Raw genomic sequence first — 23,682 nt, 5'->3', positions numbered from 1 at the left:
GATAGCCAGATACCAGGGAGCGGTTGTTGATGTCGATTACCCATTTGTCACTGCAGGATGCCCGTCATCTGCAACTGGCGGCGCAGGGGCTGCTCGCCCCCCGTCGCAGCAAGGCGACTCCGGCCGACCTGTTGGCCACCATTCGTCGCATGGCGCTGCTGCAGATCGATACCATCTCGGTGGTGGCGCGCAGCCCCTATCTGGTGCTCTTTAGCCGGCTTGGCCAGTACGAACCGCGTTGGTTGGAGCAGCTGCTGGCCGACGGCGAGATCTTCGAATATTGGGCCCACGAGGCCTGCTTTGTGCCCCGCGAGGATTACCGGCTGTTGCGCCACCGGATGCTCGACCCCACCGCCATGGGGTGGAAGTTTTCGGCCAACTGGCTAGCCACCCATCAGCAGGAGATCGACCTGCTTATCGAGCGCATTCGCCAGCATGGCCCGGTGCGGGCGGCCGACTTTGAACGCACAACCGGCAAGGGGAATGGCTGGTGGGACTGGAAGCCGGAGAAGCGCCATCTGGAGGTATTGTTTACCACCGGTCAGCTGATGGTGCGGGAGCGGCGCAACTTTCAGCGGGTCTATGATCTCGCCGAGCGGGTCATCCCCGAGTGGAGCGACCAGCGGGATCTGCCGAGCGTCGAGCTGGCGCAGCGTGATATGGTGCGCGCCAGCTGCCGAGCGCTGGGGCTGGTCAAAACCGGTTGGGTGGCGGACTACTACCGGCTGCGGCGCGGCAAATATGACGCCTTGCTCCATCAACTGGCGGACGAGGGGGAGCTGTTGCCGGTACGGGTGGAGGGATGGCAGCACGGTGCTTTCGTGCACGCCTCGCTGGCCGATGAGCTGGCAAGGGCACAGGCGGGCACCCTCAAGGCAACCCATACCACCGTCTTGTCGCCGTTTGACCCGCTGGTGTGGGATCGCAAACGGGCCAGTGAACTGTTCAATTTTGACTATCGCATCGAGTGCTACACCCCAGCCCCCAAGCGTCAATACGGCTACTTCGTGTTGCCCTTGCTCCATCGTGGCAAGCTGGTGGGCAGAATGGATGCCAAGGCTCATCGTCAGCAGGGGATCTTCGAGATCAAGAGCCTCTATCTGGAAACCGGGGTGAGAGTGACCCGTACGCTTGCACAGGATCTGGCGAAAGCCCTGCAAAAGCTGGCTGACTGGCATCAGACCCCGCAGCTTCGTTATGGTGCCATTCCGGCCAATTTGCTGACGTTGTGGCATGAAAGCGCCCCTGCAAAGTGAGATCTATCCCTTCTGGGCTAAGCTGCAAGAGGGATAAACAGTTCGGGAGCGGGAGATGAAACGAGCGGCAACATGGTGGGCGGGATTGGCGATGGTTATCTTGTCCCCTGCGCTATGGGGGCAAGAGCCGCCAGTGAAGATCTGTCTGGGGGAGGGCAACGAGTGGGCCCCCTTTACCTACTGGGAGCGCAAGGACGGGGTGCCCGATACCAGCCGCCTGACAGGTTCGGCGACGACGCTGGTGCTCGATTCATTACAACAGAGCGGGCTCTCGCACCAGATCCGCTATCTGCCCTGGGCGCGGGTGCAGCAGGAGCTGGCGGATTATCGCCAGAATGGTCTGTGCGAGCTGACCTGGGATGCCAGCTACAAGCAGGAGCGGGCCGAGTTTGCCTTTTATAGCGTACCCCTCTATTACACCCACCTCGGTTTCTTCTATCTCAAGCGCCGCTACCCCGAACCGCCGGATCTGCAGACGGTCAATCGTTCCCGGGTGTGCGGGGTGATTGGCTACAACTACACACCCTACGGGCTTGCGCAGGAGCCACGCCGGGTCAAGCAGTTGCAGCAGGCGCTCGATATGCTGGAGCGGGATCGCTGCGACTTTCTGCCGAGCGAAATCGAACCTCTGGTGGCTGGCATCAGCCTTGGCATCTACCGCAGCGAGAGCGGGTTGCTCAATCTCGCCCTGCCCAGCCGCAAGGGATTCTATCTGCTGGTGAGCAAGGGCTCCCCCCGCGGTCACCAGCTGGTGAACATCCTCAATCAGTCGCTGGTGGCATTTCAGGAAGGGGGGCATACGGATGAGGTGATGCGCCGCTTCTTGCCGCCAATGGAGTAATAGCGAAGGGGGGCTGTCATTCAGGAGGAGCAGATGGACAGAGGGCCAGCCGGTGCAAACCGGCTGGCCTTTTTTTACGTGAGAGGCTGTCAGGCTGCCAGACGGGTCAGTACCTTCACCAGCAGCTCGATGCGCGGGGCAATGCTGACCAGATCCAGATACTCCTCGTCACTGTGGAAACCGGCACCGATAGGGCCCAGACCATCCAGAGTGGGGATACCGAGGGCGGCGGTCAGGTTGGCATCGGAGCCGCCCCCCACCTCTTGCCAGCTGATCGGCAGCCCCAGTTCGGCGCCACACTCCTCCACCAGTTGCATCAGTGCCTGAGTGCCCTCTGACGGCACCATGGCCGGTTTGTGGGCCTCGCGGGTCAGCTGGATGGTGACGCCGTCCAGATGCGGCCGCTCGGCTAGGGTCTGCAGATGATCGTTGATCTGGTGGTACTCCTGATTGTCCCAGAAGCGCATATCCACCACGGCGCTGGCATGGGCCGGCACTATGTTGGCGCCATTGCCCCCCTCGACAATGCCGATGTTGAGGGTGGTGCCGCTCTCGAAGTTGGTCAGGGTGTTGATGGCCAGGATCCAGTGGCCCAGCTCGGTGATGGCGCTGCGCCCCTTCTGCGGTTCGTTGCCTGCGTGAGCCGCCTTGCCGGTGAAATCGATGCGATAACGGGCCATCCCCTTGCGCGCCTTGACCAGCGAGCCATCTGCGCGGGCCGCTTCGGCCACCAGCACCTGTTTTGCCTGTTTGGCCACCATTGCCAGCCAGTCGCTGGAGTGCAGGGATCCGATCTCCTCATCCGGGTTCATGCAGACGCAGATGCTCAGGCGATCGCGCACCTCGCGGGGCAGTTCACGCAGGGCATAGACGATGTTGAGCAGGCCGGATTTCATGTCGGAGACACCGGGGCCGTAAGCGCGCTCACCATCGATGCTCATCGGGCGGGCAGCGGCGGTACCGAGGGGGAAGACGGTATCCATATGGCCGATCAGCATTACATCGATCTGCGCCGCATCAGGCTGGTTGCGGATCTCCAGTCCCACCCCGGCTGCGCCACAGTCGACCCGCTTGATCTGCCAGCCGCCCATCGCCTCATATTTGGCAGCCATCAGGTCGGCCACTGCCGCAATGCCCGGCTGGTGCAGGGATCCGCAATCCAGATTGATCAGCGGGGCCAGTTCGGTCAGGTATTGATCCAGAGAAAAAGTCATTGCTTGCTCCACTATCAGGTTCGGGTCAGAGAAGGATGTTCATCACCAGCATGGCGCCGAAGGCGTTGAGTACCGAGATGGCGACCATGATGGGGATGTAACGCCCTTCGGTACCGATGCAGCCGAGGATGCGGCCCATGTACTGCACCTGGGAGCCCATCAGGTAGATGGCTGGCGCCAGAATGGCGATGTGGGTGCCGTTGAGGATCCCCTGATCGAACAGGGTGATGACCACACCGACTGCACCGCCCATCGACATCCAGGCGCCGATCAGCACGGCTGCCGCCTCACCGGGCAACCCGAAGATGGCCATGACGGGGGAGAAAATGGCGCCCATGGCATCCAGCGCGCCGGTGATCTGCAGCGCCTTGATGATGACAAAGGCCATCAGTACGTTGGGAACGGTGGAGGTGGTGGCGATGACCCAGCCCTTCTTGGCCCCTTCGACGAAGATATCGGTGACGATGGGTTTCTTGATGTTGGCCTGGCTCATTTGGCTTGCTCCTGAGTGTTGAGGGTCTGCTGGGTGTTGTTATCGGTCTGCTTGCCTTCGCTCATATTGAGGTAGACCCGAAACAGGTTGGCCCCGACAAATTTGAAGGCGAACATCACGATGACAGCCAGACCGATGGAGGAGCTGACCGCCGGGCTGCCATCTGCCAGTGTCAGGGTGAACAGCACGGCGCCGGAGGAGAAGAAGTTGACGATGGTGGCACCAGCGGAGAACTGGAACATGGTGAATACGTCGGTTTCACGCTTGGTGATGAGCCCTTCATCCTTGAGCTGACGGGTCATGGCGGCACCGGCATCGGTACTCTGCAGGGAGGCGATAAGGGCGAGGCCGGTGTTGCCCGGGATCCCCATCAGCGGACGCAGCAGCGGGGTCAGCAACTTGCGGGCCGCTTCCAGCGCGCCGTAGTGCTCCAGCACATTGATCATACCGAGGGCAAACATCACGGTGGGGATCAGGGTCAGGGCGAACAGAAAGCCATCGCGAGCGCCGTTGCCCCCCTTGCCGCGCATGTCGGTCATGGCGGTCTTGATGCCGTCACCATTCTCGCTGACGCTCTGGACCATGGTGCCGAACGAGCCGTTCAGCGTGGTGAAATCGAATACCCCATACCACTCGCCGGATTGCAACAGTCCGGAGAAGAAGACCACGGCGAAGGCCAGTGCCAGGTAACTGCCTATGCTCACCGAGCGTGTTTTGTCTGTCATTAGCTAGCTCCATATGAATAATTATTTAATCTGAATAATTATAATTGATATGGATGTCACTAAATTGATGGTGGTCAAAATGGTTTGCTGCAAATGACGAATGTATTGGGGTTATGTGACTATGATCGCCATATGATTGGACGATAATCTGGTTTTTATCGAATTGTTTGAGTGAATAAAAAGCAGGGGCGGGGTAGCGGGGCAAAAAAAACCGGGCACGAGGCCCGGTTTGGTCAATCAGTCAGATGTGATTACTGGAGTACCAGCACCATCAGCAGGCCGACACTAATGGCAGATACCAGGAAGGCAAAGCCATAGAACACATAGTGGTGCAGCTTGGTGGTGTGGATCCCCAGATCGTGCAGACCGTGGTAGATACGGTGCATACCGTGCCAGACTGGCAGGGCGATGATCACCAGCAGGATGCAGGCACCCCACCAGGAGCTGGCGAACGCGTGCACGCGGTCATAGCTCATGGTTTCCACGTCCATGATGCCCATGGGCACCAGCAGACCGGTGATGAGGACAATGACCGGCAGCAGCATGGCAACGACCATGCCACCCGCACCAAACAGACCCCAGTAAATTGGTTCGTCAGAACGTCTCATTGTTTTCTCCTCAGGCCACGATGATCAGGACAAGCAGGGACACCACCGCCAGCGCCACATACTGGGCGAGAACGATCGGCTTCTCCGGTACCAGGTCTTCACCACGGAAGATACGCATGGCTTTCGGCGCCAGGGCGAACCAGGTTTTGGCATGGAACAGGCACGCCGCCAGAGCGACGACATGGAACAGGATAGCGATCGGGCTTTGCAGGGATTCCAGCCAGCCGTTGAACGCTTCCTGACCCTGAACCAGGCGCATCAGGCCCCACATCAGCACAACGGCGTAGATGGAGACGAAGATACTGGTGCCTTCACGGATCATGTAACCGGTGTAGAAGGCGTTCTTCAGCCACCAGTCTTTCTTCATTTCGCGGACGTAAGGTTTACGTTTGCTATCAGTGTTGTTCATGGTCTCAATCCTGCTCTCAATCTGGCTTGAACATGGCGATCATGTAGTCCTTGGCGCTTTCGACCTTGCCAAGCTGGATGGCCGCCGCCGGATCGACGCCCTTCGGGCACACTTCGGAGCAGTAGCCCACGAAGGTACAGCCCCAGACGCCTTCGTCCTGGCTGATGATGCGCATACGCTCTTTGGCGCCGGCATCACGGTTGTCGACGTTGTAGCGATAGGCCAGAGCCAGTGCCGCCGGACCGGTGAACTTCTTGTTGATGCCGTACTGCGGGCAGGCCGCGTAGCAGAGACCACAGTTGATGCACTGGGAGAACTGCTTGTACTGCGCCATCTGGGCCGGAGTCTGGATGTACTCGCCATCACACAGGCTGCGCGGCTCGCTCGGGATGATGTACGGCTTGATGCTCTCCAGCTTCTCGATGAAGTCGGACATGTCGACAACCAGATCGCGCTCGATCGGGAAGTTGTTGAGCGGCTCGACGGTCATCTTGCCCGGCAGATAGTCGCGCAGGAACGCCTTGCAACCCAGTTTGGGCACACCGTTGACCATCATGCCGCAGGAGCCGCAGATCGCCATCCGGCAGGACCAGCGGAAGCTCAGGGTAGAGTCCAGGTGATCCTTGATGTACTGCAGGGCGTCCAGCAGAGACATCTCTCTCTGGTATGGCACCTGGAAGGTTTGCATCCAGGGCTCGTTATCCTGTTCCGGACGGTAGCGCAGGATCTCAATTTCAATCATCTCAGCCATTCTTCTTAGCCTCGTCTTGTTTCTCACCCTCGGAGCCGTACACGCGTTTTGCCGGCTGGGACTTAGTGATCTTCACATCGGAGTAATCGATGGAGGGCGTTTCGCCATTTTTGTAGAACGAGAGCGTGTGCTTGAGGAAGTTCACGTCATCGCGCTCTTCGTAACCATCCAGACGCTGGTGGGAACCGCGGGACTCTTTACGATTGATGGCGGAGTGCGCCATGGCTTCAGCCACGTCCAGCATGTAGCCCAGTTCGATGGCGTACAGCAGATCGGTGTTGAAGACAGAGGACTTGTCGTTGATCTTGACCTTCTTGTAACGGGCTTTCAGCTCGTTGATCTTGTCGATGGTGCCCTGCATCAGCTCTTCGGTACGGTAGATACCGACACCGGCTTCCATGGACATGCCCAGCTCGTTGCGGATATCGGCCGGGTTTTCGGTACCGTCTACGTCCATCAGGGAGAGGTGCTGCTTGATGAGCGCCTCGGCCTTGGCGGCCAGCGCTTCGGTATTGCCATGCTTCTGAGTCTTGGCAAATTCACCTGCCTGCTCACCGGCCAGCTTGCCGAATACCACGATCTCGGACAGGGAGTTGGAACCCAGACGGTTGGCACCGTGCAGACCAACGGAGGCACATTCGCCCGCGGCGTAGAGGCCGGGCAGACGAGTGGCACACTTGTTGTCAGTCTCGATACCACCCATGGTGTAGTGGGCAGTCGGACGTACCGGGATAGGCTCTTTGGCCGGATCCACGTTGACGTAGGCTTTGGCCAGTTCGCAGATGAACGGCAGACGCTCTTTCAGGTACTTCTCGCCAAGGTGACGCAGGTCGAGGTGAACCACATCGCCCATCGGGCCCTGAATGACGCGGCCTTTCTGCTGCTCTTGCCAGAATGCCTGGGAAACACGGTCGCGCGGACCCAGCTCCATGTATTTGCTCTTCGGCTGGCCGATCGGGGTTTCCGGGCCCAAGCCGTAGTCTTGCAGGTAGCGGTAGCCATCCTTGTTCAGCAGGACGCCACCCTCACCACGACAACCTTCGGTCATCAGGATGCCGGTGCCCGGCAGACCGGTCGGGTGATACTGGACGAACTCCATATCACGCAGCGGTACGCCGTGACGGTAGGCCAGTGCCATGCCGTCGCCGGTGACGATGCCACCGTTGGTGTTGTAGCGATAGACACGGCCAGCGCCGCCGGTTGCCACGATCACGGATTTGGCCTGGATGAAGCGGGTGATACCGTTCTGGATGTCGAAGGTCAGTACACCCTGAACGCGGCCGTCGTCCACGATCAGATCAAGACAGAAATGCTCGTCGAAGCGCTTGATGCTCGGGTATTTGACGGAGGTCTGGAACAGGGTGTGCAGAATATGGAAACCGGACTTGTCTGCGGCGAACCAGGTACGGGGAACCTTCATGCCACCAAACGGACGCACGTTGGCTTTACCATCCGGCTTGCGGCTCCAGGGGCAACCCCAGTGCTCCAGCTGGATCATCTCTTTGGTCGCGTTGTTGACGAAGTATTCCACTACGTCCTGCTCGCACAGCCAGTCACCACCGGAGACGGTGTCGTTGAAGTGGTTTTCGAGGGAGTCGTCATCACGGACGACACCGGCAGCGCCGCCTTCGGCAGCAACCGTGTGGCTGCGCATCGGGTAAACCTTGGAAATCAGGGCGATGTCCAGGTCTGGCTGTGATTCGGCTATAGCGATAGCGGCGCGTAAGCCGGTACCGCCAGCACCGATGATGGCCACATCGGTCTTGATAATATCCACATCTGCCTCCTTAGGGATAGATTTGCTGGGCACGATTTTGCTCTATGAAAAAAATTCAGGCTTGATGCAAGTCAAACTGCTAGGTTTTATTCCCTTTTTATTGGTTATTTTTCTATAAAACACCCAAATCCCTGGATGAAAATGTCGTTATTATCGTCATTTTTTGGTGCTACTGAGCAGTTGAACACCTAGCTACGAGTACTTTAACTTCTGGATTGTACGTAGTTTTCTTTCAATAAAATGCGAATCACCTCTCTTTTTAGGTACTCGCGAAAAAAATTTTAAGTTTTTTATTGTAATTTTTTAATGAGAATTATTGGCATTCATCTATTCGGATAGAAATAGGTAATCCGAAGTGCGGCGGTGACCACGGCGGTGTTCTGATAATTCCAGACGAATTACAAGGGTTTCAAGGCGGGGGATTTGGCGGGTAATGTGAGATTACTCACTGAAAATTAAGCGCTATTTAGAAAAATAAAAGGGGCCTGTACGGCCCCTTTTGCTCATGCTCAAATGCGGAACATGCCGACCTGATTGCTCAGTTCACCCGAAATATTTTTAAGTTGTTCAGAGAGATGGCGTGAGCTGTCTGCATCTACTGCCAGTTCGTCCGAGACATCTTTCACTGCCTGAATGTTGCGACTTACCTCGTCGGTGACGGCCCGCTGCTCTTCAGCCGCGCTGGAGATCTGGGTCGCCATGTCGGAGATCTGGTTGATCGAGGTGGTGATCTGCTCCAGTGCATGGGTGGCGTTGTTGGCGTCATCCACGCTGTTCTGGGCCAGCAGCTGGCCTTCGTGCATGGTGCTGACCGCTCCCTGGGTATTGCGTTGCAGGGTTTCGATCATATTGCGGATTTCAACGGTGGAGCTGTGGGTACGCTGTGACAAGACGCGCACCTCGTCGGCTACCACCGCAAAGCCGCGACCCTGTTCACCGGCACGGGCCGCTTCGATGGCGGCGTTGAGTGCCAGCAGGTTGGTCTGCTCGGCGATGCCCTGAATGGTGGAGAGGATGGTGTTGATCTCCTGAGCGTTTTTCTCCAGTTCCTGAATGATGTTGGAGGCCTGTTCCACCTGGGTGGCCAGATCGGTGATGGAGCGCTGGTTGCGGGCGATCACCTGCTTGCCATGCTCGCAACTGCTGGAGGAGCTGCGGGCCGCTTCGGCGGTCTGCTCGGCGTTGCTGGCAACCTCGACCGCGGTGGCCGACATCTCGTGTACCGCAGTGGCGATCTGGGAGATCTCGTTTTGCTGGCGTGCCAGACCCTGATTGGCCTTCTCCGCCATGCTGTGGGAGGACTTGGCCTGCTGGTTGAGCTGGCCGGAGGAGTTGGAGATATCCTGCACCATCACATGGATCCGCTCGATGAAGGTGTTGACGTGTTTGGCAACCGCGCCTACTTCATCCTCACGTTCAATCTTGATGCGGCGGGTCAGATCGCCGTTGCCACGGGAGAGATCGGCAATCGCTTCGCCCAGGGTTTTCAGAGGGGCCAGCGAGCCGTTGATGGCGACATAGGAGAAGCCCGCCACGATCAGTATGGTGATAAGCCCCTGAATGAAGGAGGAGGTAACCATGCGGCGTACCGACTGGTAGGCGATCTCTTCATCCACCATCATGCCGTAATACCAGTTGGTATTGGGAATGGCATTAAAGTCGTAGACCTCTTTCTTGCCGCTGATCACCAGCTCGTTGATCATGCCGTCATGGGCAACCTGATTGATGTAGGCCGCAGTCAGTTCCGGTGCCAGAGCGGTGGCGGATTTCAGGCTCAGGGAGGCATCGGGGTGCGCGATGATGGTGCCATTGCTGTCCACCAGCATGGCGTAGGTGCCCTCGGTGGTGACCGCCAGAATGTCCGAGATCAGTGAGCTGATGGAGACGTCACCGGCGATGACCCCCTGAGTATTGCCGCGCTGAAACGGCTCGGCAATGGTGACAATCAGCTGGCCGGTGGAGATGTCGGCATAGGGGGCTGTAATGACCAGCTTGCCTGCGGCGGCCGCGTCCTTGTACCAGGGGCGTTGACGTGGGTCATAACCGGCGGGCAGGTCGGTTGGTTTGCTCTGGATCATTTTGCCGTCAGCGGTACCGGCATAGACCAGGTCGAAGCCACCGGCATTCATGGACTGGGCCAGATGACTGATGGGCTCATCTTCTTTGGCGAATGCATCCTTGGTGGTGCTGACCATGCTGATCCGGGAGTCGACCCAGCGGGAGATCCCCTTGACGTTGGCCATGGAGCTTTCGTCGATGATGTTCCAGACCAGTCGCTGGGTCTCGCTGCGCAGTTGCGAGGTGTTGTACCAGACCTGCAGGCAGGTGATCACCAGAATGATGACCCCGATAGCCAGAACAAGCTTGTTTTTAATGGATAAGTTCATAGTTACATCCTTGTGAGCGTCAGTCTGAAGTGTGTGTGGAATCTAGTTATTGTTATGAGCCTCTGTTTATCGGCTGAAGTTGAACTCTTTGTATCCCGGTCAGCTATTTAAAGTTAGTGCCTAAATCAGTGGTTATCCATGCGCGTATCCCCCTCTCACTGTGTCAGAAAACGATCTGGTCGATTGGTGAAGATTCCATCGACCCCCATGCTAGAGAGCGTTTCATAATCTTCTGGATAATCAACGGTATAAACCAGAACTTTGAGCCCCCGGCGATGGGCATCATCGACCAGCGCAGCGTCGATGAAATCAACATCGCAATTGATGGACCAGGCCCCCAGCTCGTCGGCAAACTGCGCCAGGTTGAGCGGCAGGTTGGCGGTCAGGGCACCGAGCCGGATATCGGGCCGCAAGGCGGCGAATCGGGCCAGCTCCGGGTGATGGAAGGAGGAGACCACCCACTGGCCGGGAGTAAAGCCCAGCTCGGCCTCTGCCCGTCGGGTCAGGGCTGCCACCGCATCGGCGGTATGAGTCCCCTTGAGCTCGATATGCAGCTCGCAGCGTCCGGCGATGATCTCCATCACCTGCCACAGGGTCGGGATCACCTCTCCTTCACCGGCATCGAGCTGTTCCAGATAGGAGCGGGATTGTTCGGTCAGCACCCCCTTGCCATTGGTGCAGCGCTCCAGCCGCCGGTCGTGGAAGACCCACAACTCGCCATCGGCCGCCTGCACGTCGATCTCGATGGCTGGCGCACCCAACTCCAGTGCTTTGGCCATCGCCTTGAGAGTGTTTTCCGGTGCCAGACCGCTGGCGCCACGATGGGCAATAATCTGCATGTTCTGCTCCTTCTACCTCGCGGATCAGCCGCGGCTCAGGTGAATGTCGATCTGTTGATGGGGCAGGGTAAGTCCCTGCTGCTGCATCTTCTCCAGCACCAGCGAGTGAACCTCGTGAGTGATGGGCATTCGATGATCCATGTTGTTGACGTAGAGGCGGATCTCGTAGATCAGCGCCGAGTCGGTGAATTCGATCAGGAAGACCTCGGGCGTCGGCGTTTCCAATACCAGGGTCGATGCCTGGATGGACTCTTCCAGAATGCGCTGCACCAGTTTCGGATCCCGGGTCAGGCCGATCCGGATCCGCAGTTTGACCCGGGTGATGGCATCGGAGAGCGACCAGTTGATGAACTGTTCGGTGATGAAGGCCTTGTTGGGCACGATGATCTCCTTGCGATCCCAATCCACTATGGTGGTGGCCCGGGTCTTGATCTTGGTGACGGTGCCGGTGAGATCGCGGATGGTGACGGTGTCACCGAGCCGGATCGGCTTCTCAAACAGGATGATGAGGCCGGAGACAAAGTTGGCGAAGATCTCCTGCAGGCCGAAACCCAACCCCACCGAGAGGGCGGCGACCAGCCATTGGGTCTTCGACCAGTCGATGCCGAGCATGGAGAAGCCGGTGAGGGCGCCGATCAGGATCACCAGATACTTGCTGGTGGTCGTGAGGGCAAAGCCGGTACCCGGGGAGAGGCTGAGGTGTTGCAGCAGGGTCAGCTCCATCAGCCCCGGCAGGTTGCGGGCTGTCACAACGGTCAGAATGAAGACGAAGGCGGTCAGCATCAGATCCTGCAAGGTGATGGCCGAGAGCTGCTCGATGCCGCCAATCTTGCTGCTCACCTGCCACACCTCGATATTGCTGAGGAAGCTGAAGGCGGAGTTGAGATCCGACCATTGCACCACCACCAGCATGGTGAAGCCCAGCATCAGCAGGGTGCGCACCAACCCCAGCGACTGTGCGCTGATGGTATCGAGATCCAGCTCAGTCTCTTCCACCACGTCCGGGGTTTCGGAGCTGAGCTCGTCATGCCCCTCTTCCCGGCCGCGCTGGGCCAGGATCTCGGCCCGCTTGCTCTTGGCACGCTCGAAGGCGAGGCGGCGGCGCTGGATCAGCATCCAGCGTCTGGCCAGATAGTAGATCAGCAGGCAACCCAGCCCCATCAGCAGGCTAAGCTCCAGCTGGCGCAGCAGGGTGCGCGAGGTATAGAAGTAGCCAAACAGGGCGCCAATCACCGCCAGCAGTGGCGCCAGCATCAGGCTGTTCCAGATGAAGTGGTGCAGCAGATGGGGCTTGGTCATGTCGGTCTGGCCCCAGGTGAGTGGCAGCCGCTCCCGGTTGAGGCGGGCAAAGAAGAGCAGCAGCCAGAGTGCGCCGATCATGAAGGCCATCCGGCCGAGGGAGTCGTAGAAGGCGTGCTCCTGATAGCTGTTGGCCATCCCCTGCACGAAGAAACTCGGGATCAGCACCAGCAGCAGGGTGCGAAACTGCCCCCACACCTTTTGCACCTGTTCCCGGGGCCAGCGGAAGTGGTGGATCAAAATCCCCCGCTCCAGCGTCAGGTGGCGGGCCATCACCAGTGCCAGCAGCAGAAACCAGATCTCGCCAAGGCCGCGCGCCACCGCCACTGCAAACGGGTATTGCCAGGCCCCTTCGAGCAGGCCGCGCACCATCAGCACCATGGCAGGCAAGGGGAGGGCGGCAAGCAGGGATCGCAGCAGCAAGCGGCTGGTGAGGCTGAATTTGTCCTGGGTTACCTTGCCGATCCGCGGCGCAATATGGTCGCAATAGAGGCTCAGATGACGGGCCAGTTTGAACCAGCTCCAGGCCAGCACCAGCAGACCAATACCGGCCAGAGTGAGGCTCAGCGGGCTGTTTTCGGCGATGGCGTAGGGCAGTTGCAACCAGTTGTCCGGGTTGAAGGCCAGCGTCAGCGCGGCGGGAATGCCGAGCATCACCTGTGGGGTAAAGGGGCGCACATCCGGCATCCAGAACAGGTGGCTGGCGCTTATTTCACGGATCTCGTCGATCTTGCTGTTCTGACGGCTGTAGAGCAGTTTGAGGCGGGTCTGCTCCTGAATGAGGGTGTCTGAGGCGTCGTTGAGCCGGGTCAGCAGTTGGCGCCGGGCCTTGAGCAGGTTGTCGAGCACCGCTTGCTGCGGCCGATCCAGCGTCACCTCCTCTTCGGCCATCAGCTTGTCGCGCAGCTGGCGGGTATCCTTGAGCCCATCCTGCTCGCTCTCGTACTGGTACTTGGCCATGCGGGCGCTGACGATGGCGGACTCCAGCTTGTCGAGGGGGAACTGGGGAGGCAGATCGGAGAGTTTGCTGCGCAGGTTCTCGCCGTAGGCATTACTGATCTGCAGCCATTCCAGCTGTTCGCGTACCGAGTTGACCAGCTCATTCAGTTCAAACAGATTCTTGTCGACGCTGCGCTGCTCGTCCTGCACCCGCTCAATCTGATCTTCCAGTGTGCCGAGCTGGATGGAGAGCGCCTGATTCTGCTGTTGCTGCTCCAGCAGCAGCGGCATGTCGGTGGTGAGCTGTTTGCGCAGCCGCTCGCTCTCCTCCAGCGCCTGCTCGGTCTTCTCCCGCCGCAGTTGGTTCTGCTGGGTCAGCAGGCTGGCTTGCCACTCATCCTCGTCGGCGATGGCCAGATTGAGCTCCTGCAGCTTCAGCTTGCCGAGATCGTTGCGCTGCTGGGCCGAGAGCTGCTCCAGCTCCAGCATCTGGATCCGGTCGGAGAGGCTCTGCTCCTTCATTCTGGTCAGCAGCAGTTGTGCCTCCTGCTGGCGATCCGATTCGCTGCTGAAGCTCAGTCGCTCCAGCTGGCTGCGGGTCAGTTGCAGTTGTTTGCGCAGATCGTCCACCCGCAGGTGATACTCCTGACCGGTGCTCTCCAGCTGGTTGAGGCTGTCCATCACCCCCTGCCGCTCCTTGCGCAGGTTGAGCTGGCGGTTGCTGCTCAGGCCAATGGCCTGGCGCAGCGCCTCCTCCTTGAGGCTCGCCAGCGGCGGGCGAGCTGCGGGCTGATAGTTGTGCAGGCTCTCCTTGAGCCGTGCCGACTCCTTGGGGTAATCGATAAGGATCTGCTGATAGGCTTTACTCTGCTCCCGGTAACGCTCGGCCTCTCTGGCAAATTGCAGCGCCTGCTGGTAGCTCTCCCGCAGCTTCTGGTTTTCCGGGGTATCGCTCTTGGGCACGCTCTGCAACAGGGATTCGGCTTGGGCAATGGCATCGTCGGCGCGCACGGCTGGCGGCAACAAGATAAGGGAGAGCAGCAAGAGGGTGAGCAGGCGTTGCAACATGAGGCTCGTTTCCGTTCAGAAGAGGTGGCCCTAGCCTAAAACAGGGCAGGGAGGCGGGTAAAGCAGTCTATATTAATGATTCATAACACAAATAACAGGAAGTCGTGCTGCCGTTTCGCTATGATCCCGGCCGCTTTCTCTCCACCGAGTCGAATATGTCAGCTGTTGATCTGGGCACAGCCCCGCTATCTCGCCTTTTCTGGCGTTACGTAACCCCGACCGTGGCGGCCATGCTGATCACCGGCATCTATGTCACCATCGATGGCATCTTCGTTGGCCATGTGCTGGGTCAGGATGGCATGGCCGGTCTGATGCTGGCTTATCCCATCTGCGCCGTGCTTTATGCGGTGGGGGCGCTGATCGGCATGGGGGCCTCGTCGCTGGTCTCCTTCTATCTGGGGCAGGGCAACTCGGCCAAAGCCCGCCATATCGTCGGCAATGCGCTGGTGATGGTGTTGCTGGCCTCGGCACTACTCAGTTTTATCGGGATCCGTTATGGCGAGCCCATGCTGGCCTGGATGGGGGCGGAGGGGGAGATCTTCACCGCCGGGCTCTCCTACCTGCAGGCCTACGCCTGGCTTGGCGTCTTTGCGGTGCTGTCGATGGCGTTCAGCTCGCTGCTGCGCAACGATGGCCGCCCAGGCTTTGTCACCCTCATCATGGTAGTCGGGGGCCTGCTCAACGTGCTGCTCGACTATCTGCTGATGGTGGTGTTTCCGTTCGGACTGGCCGGGGTGGCGACGGCCACTATGCTCTCCCAGGCAGTGACGGGCCTAGCCTGCCTGTGGCACTTCTTCACGCCGCGCAGCCAACTGCGGATAAGCTGGGACACCTTGCGCCCCGATCTGCGGCTGATGGGTGAGACGGTGCGCCTCGGGATCTCCAGTTTTCTGATGTACCTCTATCTCTCTGTGGTGCTGGCGCTGCACAACAAGGCGTTGCTAGCGGTGGGCACTTCGCTGCATGTGGCGGCCTACGGGGTGATCAGTTACACCGAGGCCTTCTTCTATCTGGTGTTTGAGGGGATCGCCATGGGTATCCAGCCCATCGCCAGCTTTAACGCGGGCGCTGGTCACTGGCGGCGGGTGTTGCGGATCCGCAACTTGGCACTTGGAGTGACGTTGGGGATCGCCCTGTGCGCCATGTTCCCGCTCTATCTGTGGCCGGAGGCGGCGGTCTATCTGTTTGCCGGCGATAACGCCACCTTGCTGCCGGTGGCGAGCCTCGGGATCTGGCTCTACTTCTGGGGGCTGCCGATGGAGGGCTTGCTGCTGGTGGGGGCCACCTACTTCCAGGCCATCAATCGGGCCCGCATCGCCTCCCTGCTCACTGGCGGCAAGCTGGTGCTGATCGGCGGTTTCTTGTGGGGATTCTCGACCCTGTGGGGCGTGCCCGGGGTCTGGCTGGCATTGCCAACGTGCAGCTCATTGCTGGTGTTGGTGATGTGGCGGGCGATGCGTCGGGAGTCCGGCGCCCACGCGCTGGCCGAATAGGCAATCAGGTTCGAGGTGCAGATAGCAGACAGGCAGCCATGGGCTGCCTGTTTTGTTATCGGAATTTTGTTCGGGGATATTTTGTTAACGGGCTCTGCCGATTCAGGGCTTGAAGGCACCGATAAAGATGGCGGGATCGACCCGGGTGTCGTTGAGGCTGACGTTCCAGTGCATATGGGGGCCGGTAGCGCGGCCGGTCGAACCGACTTGCCCGACGATGCCGCCACGCGGCAGGCTCTGGCCGAGCTTCACATCTACCTTCGACATGTGGCAGAACATGCTGATGAGGCCCTGACCGTGGTCGACAAAGACGGTATTGCCATTGAAGAAGTAGTTGCCGATCAGGATCACCTTGCCTGCGGCGGGGGACTTGATCGGGGTGCCGGCGCCCACTGCGAAGTCGAGGCCGGAGTGGGGATTGCGCTCCTCGCCATTGAAGAAACGACGCAGGCCAAACGGGCTGGAGAGGGGGCCGTTGACCGGCTTGTCGAACATCAGGTTGCTCGGCTGGTTGGGGCTGAAGGTCTGGTAAGCCCGGGTCTGCTCCGCCAGCTCGCGGTTGATACGTGTCATATCCTCGGCGAGCGGATTGACCTGACGGCTGTTCTTGAGCTTGATGTGCTGCTCGCGGTAGTGCTTGGGGGTGACGGTGAAGCCGAGAGTGCGGCCATCACCTGTGGTCAGTTGTTGGGCGCCGGGCTTGCTTTTCAGAGAGATGCCGACGATGGCGATCCACTGGTTGTCTTCGCGCACTACCAGCACGGGTTTGTCGTGATAGCGGGCCGTGGGGGCAGTGGGTGACGCGCCAAGAGGGATCACCGCAACGCCACCTGGCACCGGATGGTTGAGCAGGCGACTGATAAAACCCTCGGCCAGAACTGAATGGCTGGCCAGTAACAACAACAGACAACACACAACTCTCATGACGATATCACTCGATGTTAAAACGCCCGGGATGGCGGGATGACAACCCCCTGTCCGGCAGTCGTCGATCACTAAAGGGTGATCACGACACGTAGGCCACGACAGGCGCGGCTGGGGAAGGGGGCAGATTGTGCCTCGTTATGGTCGGGGCAGCCAGTGGCGGGGCGTGGCTGATGCCCCTTTTGTGCGTAGCTGCGTCAGGTTTTATGTCGTGGTCGGGCCGCTTCGCCATTGAGTCGCCCCCGCCCTGGCTCTAGAATCGGCTTCCGGCACTGATGCCACCGACACTCCGAGGAGACGATATGAACGGATTACCCCCTTTGCGCACCATTCCGGCCCGGTACACGACAGGTCGTGGCTGGCTCTGGGTTCGCAGCGGGTTCGATATCTTCAACAAGGGGATGGGGATCAGCGTGGCCATGGTGCTGGTCTGGTTTATGGTGGGTATGCTGCTGGAGCAACTGCCGGCGGGTGGCCTTATCTCCCAGCTGCTCTACATGGTGTGGGGCGCGGGTTGGGTGGCGGTCGCCGCTCGGGGTTATCGGGGGGAGCCGCTGCAGTTTGCCGATCTCTTCGCCGGTTTTCGCCACAAGCTGACCCCGCTGATGCTAGGCGGTCTGCTGGTGTTGCTGCTGTTCAGCCTGGTGGGCCTCGTCTGTCTCGGTCTGCTCTCCATGTGGGGGCTGCTCCCGCTGCTGACGCAGGATCCCGAGAGCATGGTGGTCTCAGCCAGCCAGTTGCAACAACTGCTGCTGGTATTGCTGGTGGGGATGCTGCTCATCATTCCCGTGCTGATGGGGGTCACCTTTGCTCCGGCGCTGATCTACCACCACGATATCGGCATCATCCAGGCGGTACGGCTGAGCTTCTTCGGCTGCTGGCGCAATATTTTTCCCTTCTTCTGGTGGGGGCTGCTCTCAGCCATGTTATTGCTGTTTGGCGCTGTGCTGTTGCTGGTAGGTCTGCTGGTGGTGATCCCGGCGCTCAACTACTCCATCTATGTGGCTTATCGGGATATTTTCCTGGACGAGAGTGCGCAGCCGGAAGCGCCGCACTCAGAACCATTCGGATTTGAAGCCTGATCAAGGGATCAGAGTGAAGAAGGGGCCCGCAGCGGCCCCTTCTTCATGATCGGGTTTGAGGTGTGCTCACTCCTGCCAGATGGGATCCGCCGCCATGCGGGCCAGCAGAAAATCGAGGAAGCTGCGCAGCAGTGGCGACATCTGCTTGCGTGTGGCATATACCCCGTAGACCCCGAGCCGCTTGGGCTGCCAGTCGGTCAGCAGGGGCACCAGTTCCCCGCGCTCCAGATAGGGTTGTGCCGAGTAGCGGGGTTGCAGGCTGATCCCTGCGCCTTCCAGCGTTGCTTCCAGCAGCAGGTTGGAGATATTGGCGCTCAGGTTACCACTGACCGGCACTGACTCGGGACCGTCCGGTCCATTGAACTCCCACAGGCTCTTGCCAAAGTAGGTGTAGGTGAGGCAGTTGTGCAGCGCCAAATCCTGCACCTTGTGTGGCATTGGATGACGGGCCAGATAGGCCGGGCTGGCACAGACTACCGAGTGGCAGGTGCCGAGACGACGCGCCACCAGATTGGGGTCGAGGTCGTTGGTGATGCGCACCGCCAGATCGATCCGCTCCTCCACCAGATTGACGGTTCTGTCGAGCAGCAGAATGTCGATGGCCGTCCCCGGGTATTGCGCCAGATAGTCGTTGGCCGCCCCGACCAGCAAGGCTTCCGACAGGGAGTAGCTGCTGGTGATCCGCAGTTGCCCCTTGGGGGCGTCATCTCCCTTCACGGCGATCTGCTCCATCTCTTCGCCGAGCGCCAGCATGGCGCGGGCTCGGTTCAGCGCCTCCTCTCCTGGCCCGGTCAGACTCAGACGACGGGTGGTACGGTGCAGCAGGCGGGCGCCCATCCAGCTCTCCAGCTCGGCCAGATAGCGCGACACCATGGCGCGCGACATATCCAGTTTCTCTCCGGCGCCGCTCAGGCTCCCTTGTTCGACTACGCTGACAAAGACCCGCAAGGCGGTCAGTCGATCCATGTACGGCTCTCTATATGTTCGATATGTGCAACAGTGATGCGCTTTTTATGCTGTATTTGCACCTTAAGTGATCCAATACACTGTGTCCATCAAATGAACCCCCGAATACTTAATGAGGAATAGATGATGAACAACACCCTGATTCGCAACCTGACTCTGGCGACCACCCTGTTGAGTGGCGCCGCACTGGCCGCCCCCCTGAGCGTGACCGTCTACAACCCTGGCGAGAAGGCGATCTTTCCGGTCTCCTCCTCACTGGTGACCGGTGACAAAGAGGCCATCCTGATCGATGCCCAGTTCGACGTGCAAAATGGTCAGGCGCTGGTCGACATGATCAAGAAGAGCGGCAAGAAGCTGACCACTGTCTATATCAGTGCCGGTGACCCCGACTTCTACTTCGGTCTGGAGCCAGTCATGGCGGCGTTCCCGGATGTCAAAGTGCTGGCCGACCAGCATGTGGTTGACCACATCAACCAGACCAAGGATGCCAAGCTGAGCTACTGGAGCCCGATCCTCGGGAAGGGTGCACCGAAGAGCCTGACCGTGCCGCAAGTGATGACCGCCAGCCACCTGACGCTGGATGGCGAGAAGATTGAAATCAAAGAGATGAATACCCCGAATGCCTACCTCTGGGCCCCTTCCATCAAGACTGCTTTTGGTGGTGTGCCGGTTTACCACGGGGTGCATGTCTGGATGGCGGACAGCCAGACCAAGGCGGCTCGCAGCAACTGGGTCAAGGCGCTGGACAACCTGCTGGCCCTGAAACCCGAGCGTGTGGTACCGGGCCACTTCCTGGGCACTGCTCCCAAAGGCACTGCTGCTGTGAGCTTTACCCGTGACTATGTAGAGCGTTTCGAACAGGAGCTGGCCAAGGCGAAAAACTCCGGTGAGCTGATTGAGGCTCTGAAGAAAGCCTATCCGGCACTGCCGGTTGACGATGGTCTGGCCATCGGTGCCAAGGTCAATACCGGCGAGATGAAGTGGTAAGCCACTGAGCCTGCTTTCCCTGTGTTTTTTACCGGGCCTAAGGGCCCGGTTTTTTATCCGAGATCGAAGCGAGAATAAAGATGAGCGAACAACAAACCACCCTCCATTATGTCTATGACCCGCTCTGTGGCTGGTGCTACGGTGCCGCCCCCCTGTTGCAGGCGGCAGCCACCATGGCCGGACTCAAGATCGAGCTGCATGCGGGCGGTCTCTGGATGGGTAGTCGCCGTCAGCCGATGGGCGAGGCATTGCGTGATTATGTGCGCCCCCATGATCAGCGGATCGAAGCGCTGACCGGCCAGCATTTTGGCGAACGCTACTTTAACGAACTGCTGCTGCGGGAAGGCTGTCTGCTGGACTCCGAGCCGCCGATCCGTGCGGTTTTGGCCGTCACGGCGTTGGGGGGCGATGGGCTGGTCATGTTGCACCGGATCCAGCAATCCCACTATCGGGACGGGATCTGGATTGGTGAGCCGGCATTTCTCGCCACGCTGGCGGCAGAGCAGGGGATTTCAGCCGAGGCATTCCAACAAGCTTATCTGCAGGCCCCCTTGCTGCAACATCTGGCAGATAGCCAGGGCTGGATGAAACGGCTGGGCGGTCAGGGTTATCCCACCCTTGGGTTGATGCACAACGGTAAGGTGAGTGCTGTGCGAGTGGCTGACTTTTTGGGCGATCCTGCCGGGTTGCGTCAGCATCTTCTTGAGTTGATGGAATAGTTATTAGAATGTGAACGGACAAGGTCTCTTTAGAATTGGAATGAACGGGCCGATATTCCTGTATGCAGAAGCGATATGAAAGCCTTCGACTTTCTGCTTGCAGACTATGCTCTATGTGACCATTCCCGGTGGATGTTGCGGGAGTGCAGACTCATTTCAAGGAAGCCCCCATATGTTCAAAAACATGTCTATCGGCCAGAAACTGAGTGCCGGATTTGCCATCCTGGCACTGCTGGTACTGGGCTTGGCCTGGTTTTCCATCAGCCAGTTGGCAAAGCTCTATGGTGATACCGAAACCATCACTGACAACCTGCTGCCGTCAACCCGCTATGCCAGCCAGATGCATGTTGCCATTCTGGATGCGCGCCGCTCAGAGCTGGCCCAGGTCATCGGTGGTCTGAACAAGGATGATCAAGAGGTAAGCGATCGCACTCTGACCTTTAATAAGGCCAAGCAGGAGTTTGAACAAGCCGCCCAAAAATACGGTGCTTTACCTTTCACTACTGGTGAAGAGAAACAGGTTTATGAGCAGGTGGTTGCGGCGGGGGCCAAGTATTTTGCGGTGCATGACCAACTGTTGAGCGCCTTTGCTGCTGGCGATCTGGAGCGAGTCAGAAGTCTGCGCAAAAACGAAACCCGGGTCGCTCTGGAGGAGGTGGGAGCAAAATCCTTCCGCTTGCGGGAAATCAATAACGAGATTGCGGCCCAGATGACAAAAGATGTGGAGGCGCTCTACAGCAGTGCCAGAACCATGAGCGTCATCGTCAGTCTGGTGACGCTGGGTTTTGTGGTGGCAATTGCCTGGCTGCTGACTGGTCAGATCCGCAACCCCGTGATGGCGTTACTGGAACAGACCCGTCGTGTCTCCTCTGGTGATCTCACCTCCCGTATCGATATGCAGCAGTTCAACAATGATGAACTGGGAACCCTTGCCAAAGGGTTTGGTGAGATGCAGACCAATCTGCGCACCCTGGTGAGTGAAGTGTCGGGCTCTGTGGTTCAACTGAGTTCCGCTGCGGAGGAGATCAGCTCTGTTGCCAGCCAGTCAGCCAACAATATGAATGCTCAGCAACATGAGCTGAACCAGCTGGCGACGGCGATGAACGAGATGCAGGCTACGGTGCAGGAGGTCTCTCGCAACACCAGTGATGCGGCCAGTGCCGCCACCTCGGCCAGCGAAACGGCAGAGATTGGTGCGCAAACGGTGAATGACTCCATTCTGCGCATCGAGCGGGTCGCCGGTGCTATCGAGAGCACTGCGGTGGTGATCCGCCAACTGGGCGATGACAGCCGCAATATCGGCATGGTGCTGGAGGTGATCCGCGGTATTGCCGAACAGACCAACCTGCTGGCATTGAACGCCGCCATTGAAGCGGCCCGTGCCGGTGAGCAGGGACGGGGGTTTGCTGTGGTGGCGGATGAGGTGCGTACTTTGGCCAAGCGCACTCAGGACTCCACCTCCCAGATCAACACCATCATTGCCGAGTTGCAGCAGCGTGCCGAACAGGCCGGCAGTACCATGCAACAGAGTCAGGAGCTGATGAACACCACGGTTGCTACCGCGCGGGAAGCTGGCGAGTCCATCTCCCAGATCAGTGGCTCGGTCAGCAGCATCTCCCACATGAACATCCAGATTGCAACGGCCACCGAAGAGCAGGGAGCTGTGAGCGAGGAGCTCAACCGTAACGTGGTCAATATCAGTCATGCTTCCGAAGAGGTGGCCGCCGGTGCCACCCAGATGGCTCAGGCGTGCAACGAGTTGAACCACCTGGCTACCCAGTTGCAAGATATGGTGCGCCGTTTCAGGGTGTAATCCCTCGGTGAGTCAAACAGCCCGATTACCGCAAGGTGATCGGGCTTTTCTGTTTTGGAGGGGCAGCCAGAGAGGTTCACCGCGAGCGGATGACTTGTCCAGCCGGACGATATTGTGCATGCTGATGGCCCATTTTCCAGGCAGGACTCTTGCTGTATGAATCTTCGCGATCTCGAATATCTGGTGGCGCTGGATGAGGAAAAACATTTTCGCAAAGCTGCTGAACGCTGCTTTGTCAGTCAACCCACCCTGAGCGGCCAGCTGCGCAAGCTGGAAGATGAACTCGGGGTCATTCTGATCGAACGTACCTCGCGCAAGGTGCTGTTTACTCCGGCTGGCGATGCCATGGCCCATCAGGCGCGTCGGGTGCTCAAGGAGGTGCGCGAGCTCAAGAGCATCGGTCAGCACTTCTCCGAGCCGATGTCAGGGGAGATCCATATCGGTTTTATTCCGACCGTGGGCCCCTACCTGTTGCCCCGCATTATCCAGACCCTGCGTGAGCGTTTTCCCCAGCTGGAGTTCTATCTCTATGAGGAGCAGACCCAAACCCTGCTCAAACGGCTGGAAGAGGGGGAGCTGGATTGCGTCATTCTGGCCGAGATGCCTGGGATGGAGGGGTTTGGTTCAATCCAGCTCTATCATGAGCCGATGTGGTTGGCGGTGCCTTGCCATCACCCCGAAGCACAGGCCAGGCAGGTACCGCTTGGCAATCTCAAGGGCAAGAAATTGCTGATGCTGGCTGATGGCCACTGTTTGCGGGATCAGGCGATGGGATTCTGTTTCGCTGGCGGGATAGGTGAGGATCAACGCTTCAAGGGGACCAGTCTCGAGACCCTGCGCAACATGGTGGCCGCCGGTAGTGGCATGACTTTGGTGCCAAGGTTGGCCGTACCTGCCGATCATGATGAGGGCGGGGTGAGCTATCGGCCGGTGGTTGACCCTGTGCCGGGGCGAACCATCTCGTTGCTCTATCGCCACTACTCGGTGCGTCGCCCCTGCTTCAATGAGTTGGCCGCCTCGATCGCCACGCTGATGAGCAAGCAGTTGGCCCAATAAAAAAACCGGCAGCCAAGGCTGCCGGTTTTGCTTCTG

Annotated in this window: 20 protein-coding genes; 8 read left to right on the top strand and 12 right to left on the bottom strand. The window is 59.1% G+C overall.

Annotated features, from left to right (window positions below):
- Window positions 1-29: 29 nt before the first annotated feature.
- Together AB5Z05_RS16645 and AB5Z05_RS16640 are read left to right on the top strand one after the other, a co-directional pair.
- The gene (locus tag AB5Z05_RS16645) at window positions 30-1,256 is read left to right on the top strand and encodes a winged helix-turn-helix domain-containing protein (RefSeq protein ID WP_368152261.1); all 1,227 of its coding nucleotides are present in this window, start codon (window positions 30-32) and stop codon (window positions 1,254-1,256) included.
- Between the two features lie 91 nt (window positions 1,257-1,347).
- Window positions 1,348-2,097, top strand: coding sequence for a substrate-binding periplasmic protein (locus tag AB5Z05_RS16640; protein ID WP_368152259.1), 750 nt, complete (start codon window positions 1,348-1,350; stop codon window positions 2,095-2,097).
- An 89-nt stretch (window positions 2,098-2,186) separates the two neighbouring features.
- Here the strand turns inward: AB5Z05_RS16640 and AB5Z05_RS16635 are convergent, their stop codons facing one another.
- From AB5Z05_RS16635 to mscM, 10 genes are all read right to left on the bottom strand, one after another.
- Window positions 2,187-3,311: a M20 family metallopeptidase gene (locus tag AB5Z05_RS16635; protein ID WP_368152258.1), complete on the bottom strand. Its 1,125-nt coding sequence runs from the start codon at window positions 3,309-3,311 to the stop codon at window positions 2,187-2,189.
- A 25-nt stretch (window positions 3,312-3,336) separates the two neighbouring features.
- Window positions 3,337-3,804, bottom strand: coding sequence for a YjiG family protein (locus AB5Z05_RS16630; RefSeq protein WP_005335063.1), 468 nt, complete (start codon window positions 3,802-3,804; stop codon window positions 3,337-3,339).
- Window positions 3,801-4,529: a nucleoside recognition domain-containing protein gene (locus AB5Z05_RS16625; protein WP_005335061.1), complete on the bottom strand. Its 729-nt coding sequence runs from the start codon at window positions 4,527-4,529 to the stop codon at window positions 3,801-3,803. Before AB5Z05_RS16625 ends, AB5Z05_RS16630 begins: the two co-directional genes overlap by 4 nt.
- Window positions 4,530-4,780: 251 nt before the next feature.
- Window positions 4,781-5,137: a fumarate reductase subunit FrdD gene (gene frdD, locus AB5Z05_RS16620; protein ID WP_005335059.1), complete on the bottom strand. Its 357-nt coding sequence runs from the start codon at window positions 5,135-5,137 to the stop codon at window positions 4,781-4,783.
- A gap of 10 nt (window positions 5,138-5,147) precedes the next feature.
- Window positions 5,148-5,546 carry a hypothetical protein gene (locus AB5Z05_RS16615; RefSeq protein ID WP_005335058.1) on the bottom strand — a complete coding sequence of 133 codons (399 nt, stop codon included), beginning with the start codon at window positions 5,544-5,546 and terminating at the stop codon, window positions 5,148-5,150.
- A 16-nt stretch (window positions 5,547-5,562) separates the two neighbouring features.
- Window positions 5,563-6,297, bottom strand: a complete 735-nt coding sequence (locus AB5Z05_RS16610) for a succinate dehydrogenase/fumarate reductase iron-sulfur subunit (RefSeq protein WP_005335057.1) — start codon at window positions 6,295-6,297, stop codon at window positions 5,563-5,565.
- Complete coding sequence (gene frdA, locus AB5Z05_RS16605) at window positions 6,290-8,074, bottom strand: fumarate reductase (quinol) flavoprotein subunit (RefSeq protein WP_005335056.1); 1,785 nt, start codon at window positions 8,072-8,074, stop codon at window positions 6,290-6,292. The genes AB5Z05_RS16610 and frdA overlap by 8 nt, the downstream gene beginning before the upstream one ends.
- A gap of 509 nt (window positions 8,075-8,583) precedes the next feature.
- Window positions 8,584-10,461 carry a methyl-accepting chemotaxis protein gene (locus AB5Z05_RS16600; protein WP_368152256.1) on the bottom strand — a complete coding sequence of 626 codons (1,878 nt, stop codon included), beginning with the start codon at window positions 10,459-10,461 and terminating at the stop codon, window positions 8,584-8,586.
- A 155-nt stretch (window positions 10,462-10,616) separates the two neighbouring features.
- On the bottom strand, window positions 10,617-11,300 hold the full coding sequence (locus AB5Z05_RS16595; protein ID WP_368152254.1) for a glycerophosphodiester phosphodiesterase: 684 nt from the start codon (window positions 11,298-11,300) through the stop codon (window positions 10,617-10,619).
- Between the two features lie 24 nt (window positions 11,301-11,324).
- Window positions 11,325-14,606: a miniconductance mechanosensitive channel MscM gene (gene mscM / locus AB5Z05_RS16590; protein ID WP_319888598.1), complete on the bottom strand. Its 3,282-nt coding sequence runs from the start codon at window positions 14,604-14,606 to the stop codon at window positions 11,325-11,327.
- 155 nt (window positions 14,607-14,761) lie between these two features.
- Between mscM and AB5Z05_RS16585 the strand changes: the two genes are divergently transcribed.
- The gene (locus AB5Z05_RS16585) at window positions 14,762-16,099 is read left to right on the top strand and encodes an MATE family efflux transporter (protein WP_368152252.1); all 1,338 of its coding nucleotides are present in this window, start codon (window positions 14,762-14,764) and stop codon (window positions 16,097-16,099) included.
- A gap of 102 nt (window positions 16,100-16,201) precedes the next feature.
- Here AB5Z05_RS16585 and AB5Z05_RS16580 read toward each other — a convergent pair whose 3' ends face one another.
- Window positions 16,202-17,023 carry a peptidoglycan DD-metalloendopeptidase family protein gene (locus AB5Z05_RS16580; RefSeq protein ID WP_368152251.1) on the bottom strand — a complete coding sequence of 274 codons (822 nt, stop codon included), beginning with the start codon at window positions 17,021-17,023 and terminating at the stop codon, window positions 16,202-16,204.
- A 302-nt stretch (window positions 17,024-17,325) separates the two neighbouring features.
- On the opposite strand from AB5Z05_RS16580, the gene AB5Z05_RS16575 reads away from it, so the two are divergent.
- Window positions 17,326-18,105 (top strand): BPSS1780 family membrane protein, encoded by a 780-nt coding sequence (locus AB5Z05_RS16575; protein WP_368152250.1) that lies wholly within the window; start codon window positions 17,326-17,328, stop codon window positions 18,103-18,105.
- Window positions 18,106-18,171: 66 nt separating this feature from the next.
- On the opposite strand, the gene AB5Z05_RS16570 is transcribed toward AB5Z05_RS16575, so the two are convergent.
- The gene (locus tag AB5Z05_RS16570) at window positions 18,172-19,071 is read right to left on the bottom strand and encodes a LysR family transcriptional regulator (RefSeq protein WP_005362277.1); all 900 of its coding nucleotides are present in this window, start codon (window positions 19,069-19,071) and stop codon (window positions 18,172-18,174) included.
- A 126-nt stretch (window positions 19,072-19,197) separates the two neighbouring features.
- Here AB5Z05_RS16570 and AB5Z05_RS16565 point away from each other — a divergent pair, with 126 nt between their 5' ends.
- The 4 genes from AB5Z05_RS16565 to oxyR all read left to right on the top strand — a co-directional run bounded on the left by AB5Z05_RS16565 (window position 19,198) and on the right by oxyR (window position 23,646).
- Entirely contained in the window at window positions 19,198-20,058 is an 861-nt protein-coding gene (locus AB5Z05_RS16565) for a Vmh family MBL fold metallo-hydrolase (RefSeq protein ID WP_058055949.1), read from the top strand.
- Window positions 20,059-20,132: 74 nt separating this feature from the next.
- Entirely contained in the window at window positions 20,133-20,777 is a 645-nt protein-coding gene (locus AB5Z05_RS16560; protein ID WP_368152296.1) for a DsbA family protein, read from the top strand.
- 172 nt (window positions 20,778-20,949) lie between these two features.
- Window positions 20,950-22,590, top strand: a complete 1,641-nt coding sequence (locus AB5Z05_RS16555; protein ID WP_158109828.1) for a methyl-accepting chemotaxis protein — start codon at window positions 20,950-20,952, stop codon at window positions 22,588-22,590.
- 156 nt (window positions 22,591-22,746) lie between these two features.
- Window positions 22,747-23,646 (top strand): DNA-binding transcriptional regulator OxyR, encoded by a 900-nt coding sequence (oxyR, locus tag AB5Z05_RS16550; RefSeq protein ID WP_088868677.1) that lies wholly within the window; start codon window positions 22,747-22,749, stop codon window positions 23,644-23,646.
- The last annotated feature ends 36 nt before the right edge of the window (window positions 23,647-23,682 follow it).

Origin of the sequence: Aeromonas sp. R2-4 (genome assembly GCF_040908365.1) — a bacterium.
Taxonomy (GTDB): Bacteria; Pseudomonadota; Gammaproteobacteria; order Enterobacterales; family Aeromonadaceae; genus Aeromonas; species Aeromonas veronii.
This window is presented reverse-complemented; position numbering and strand designations above follow the sequence as displayed.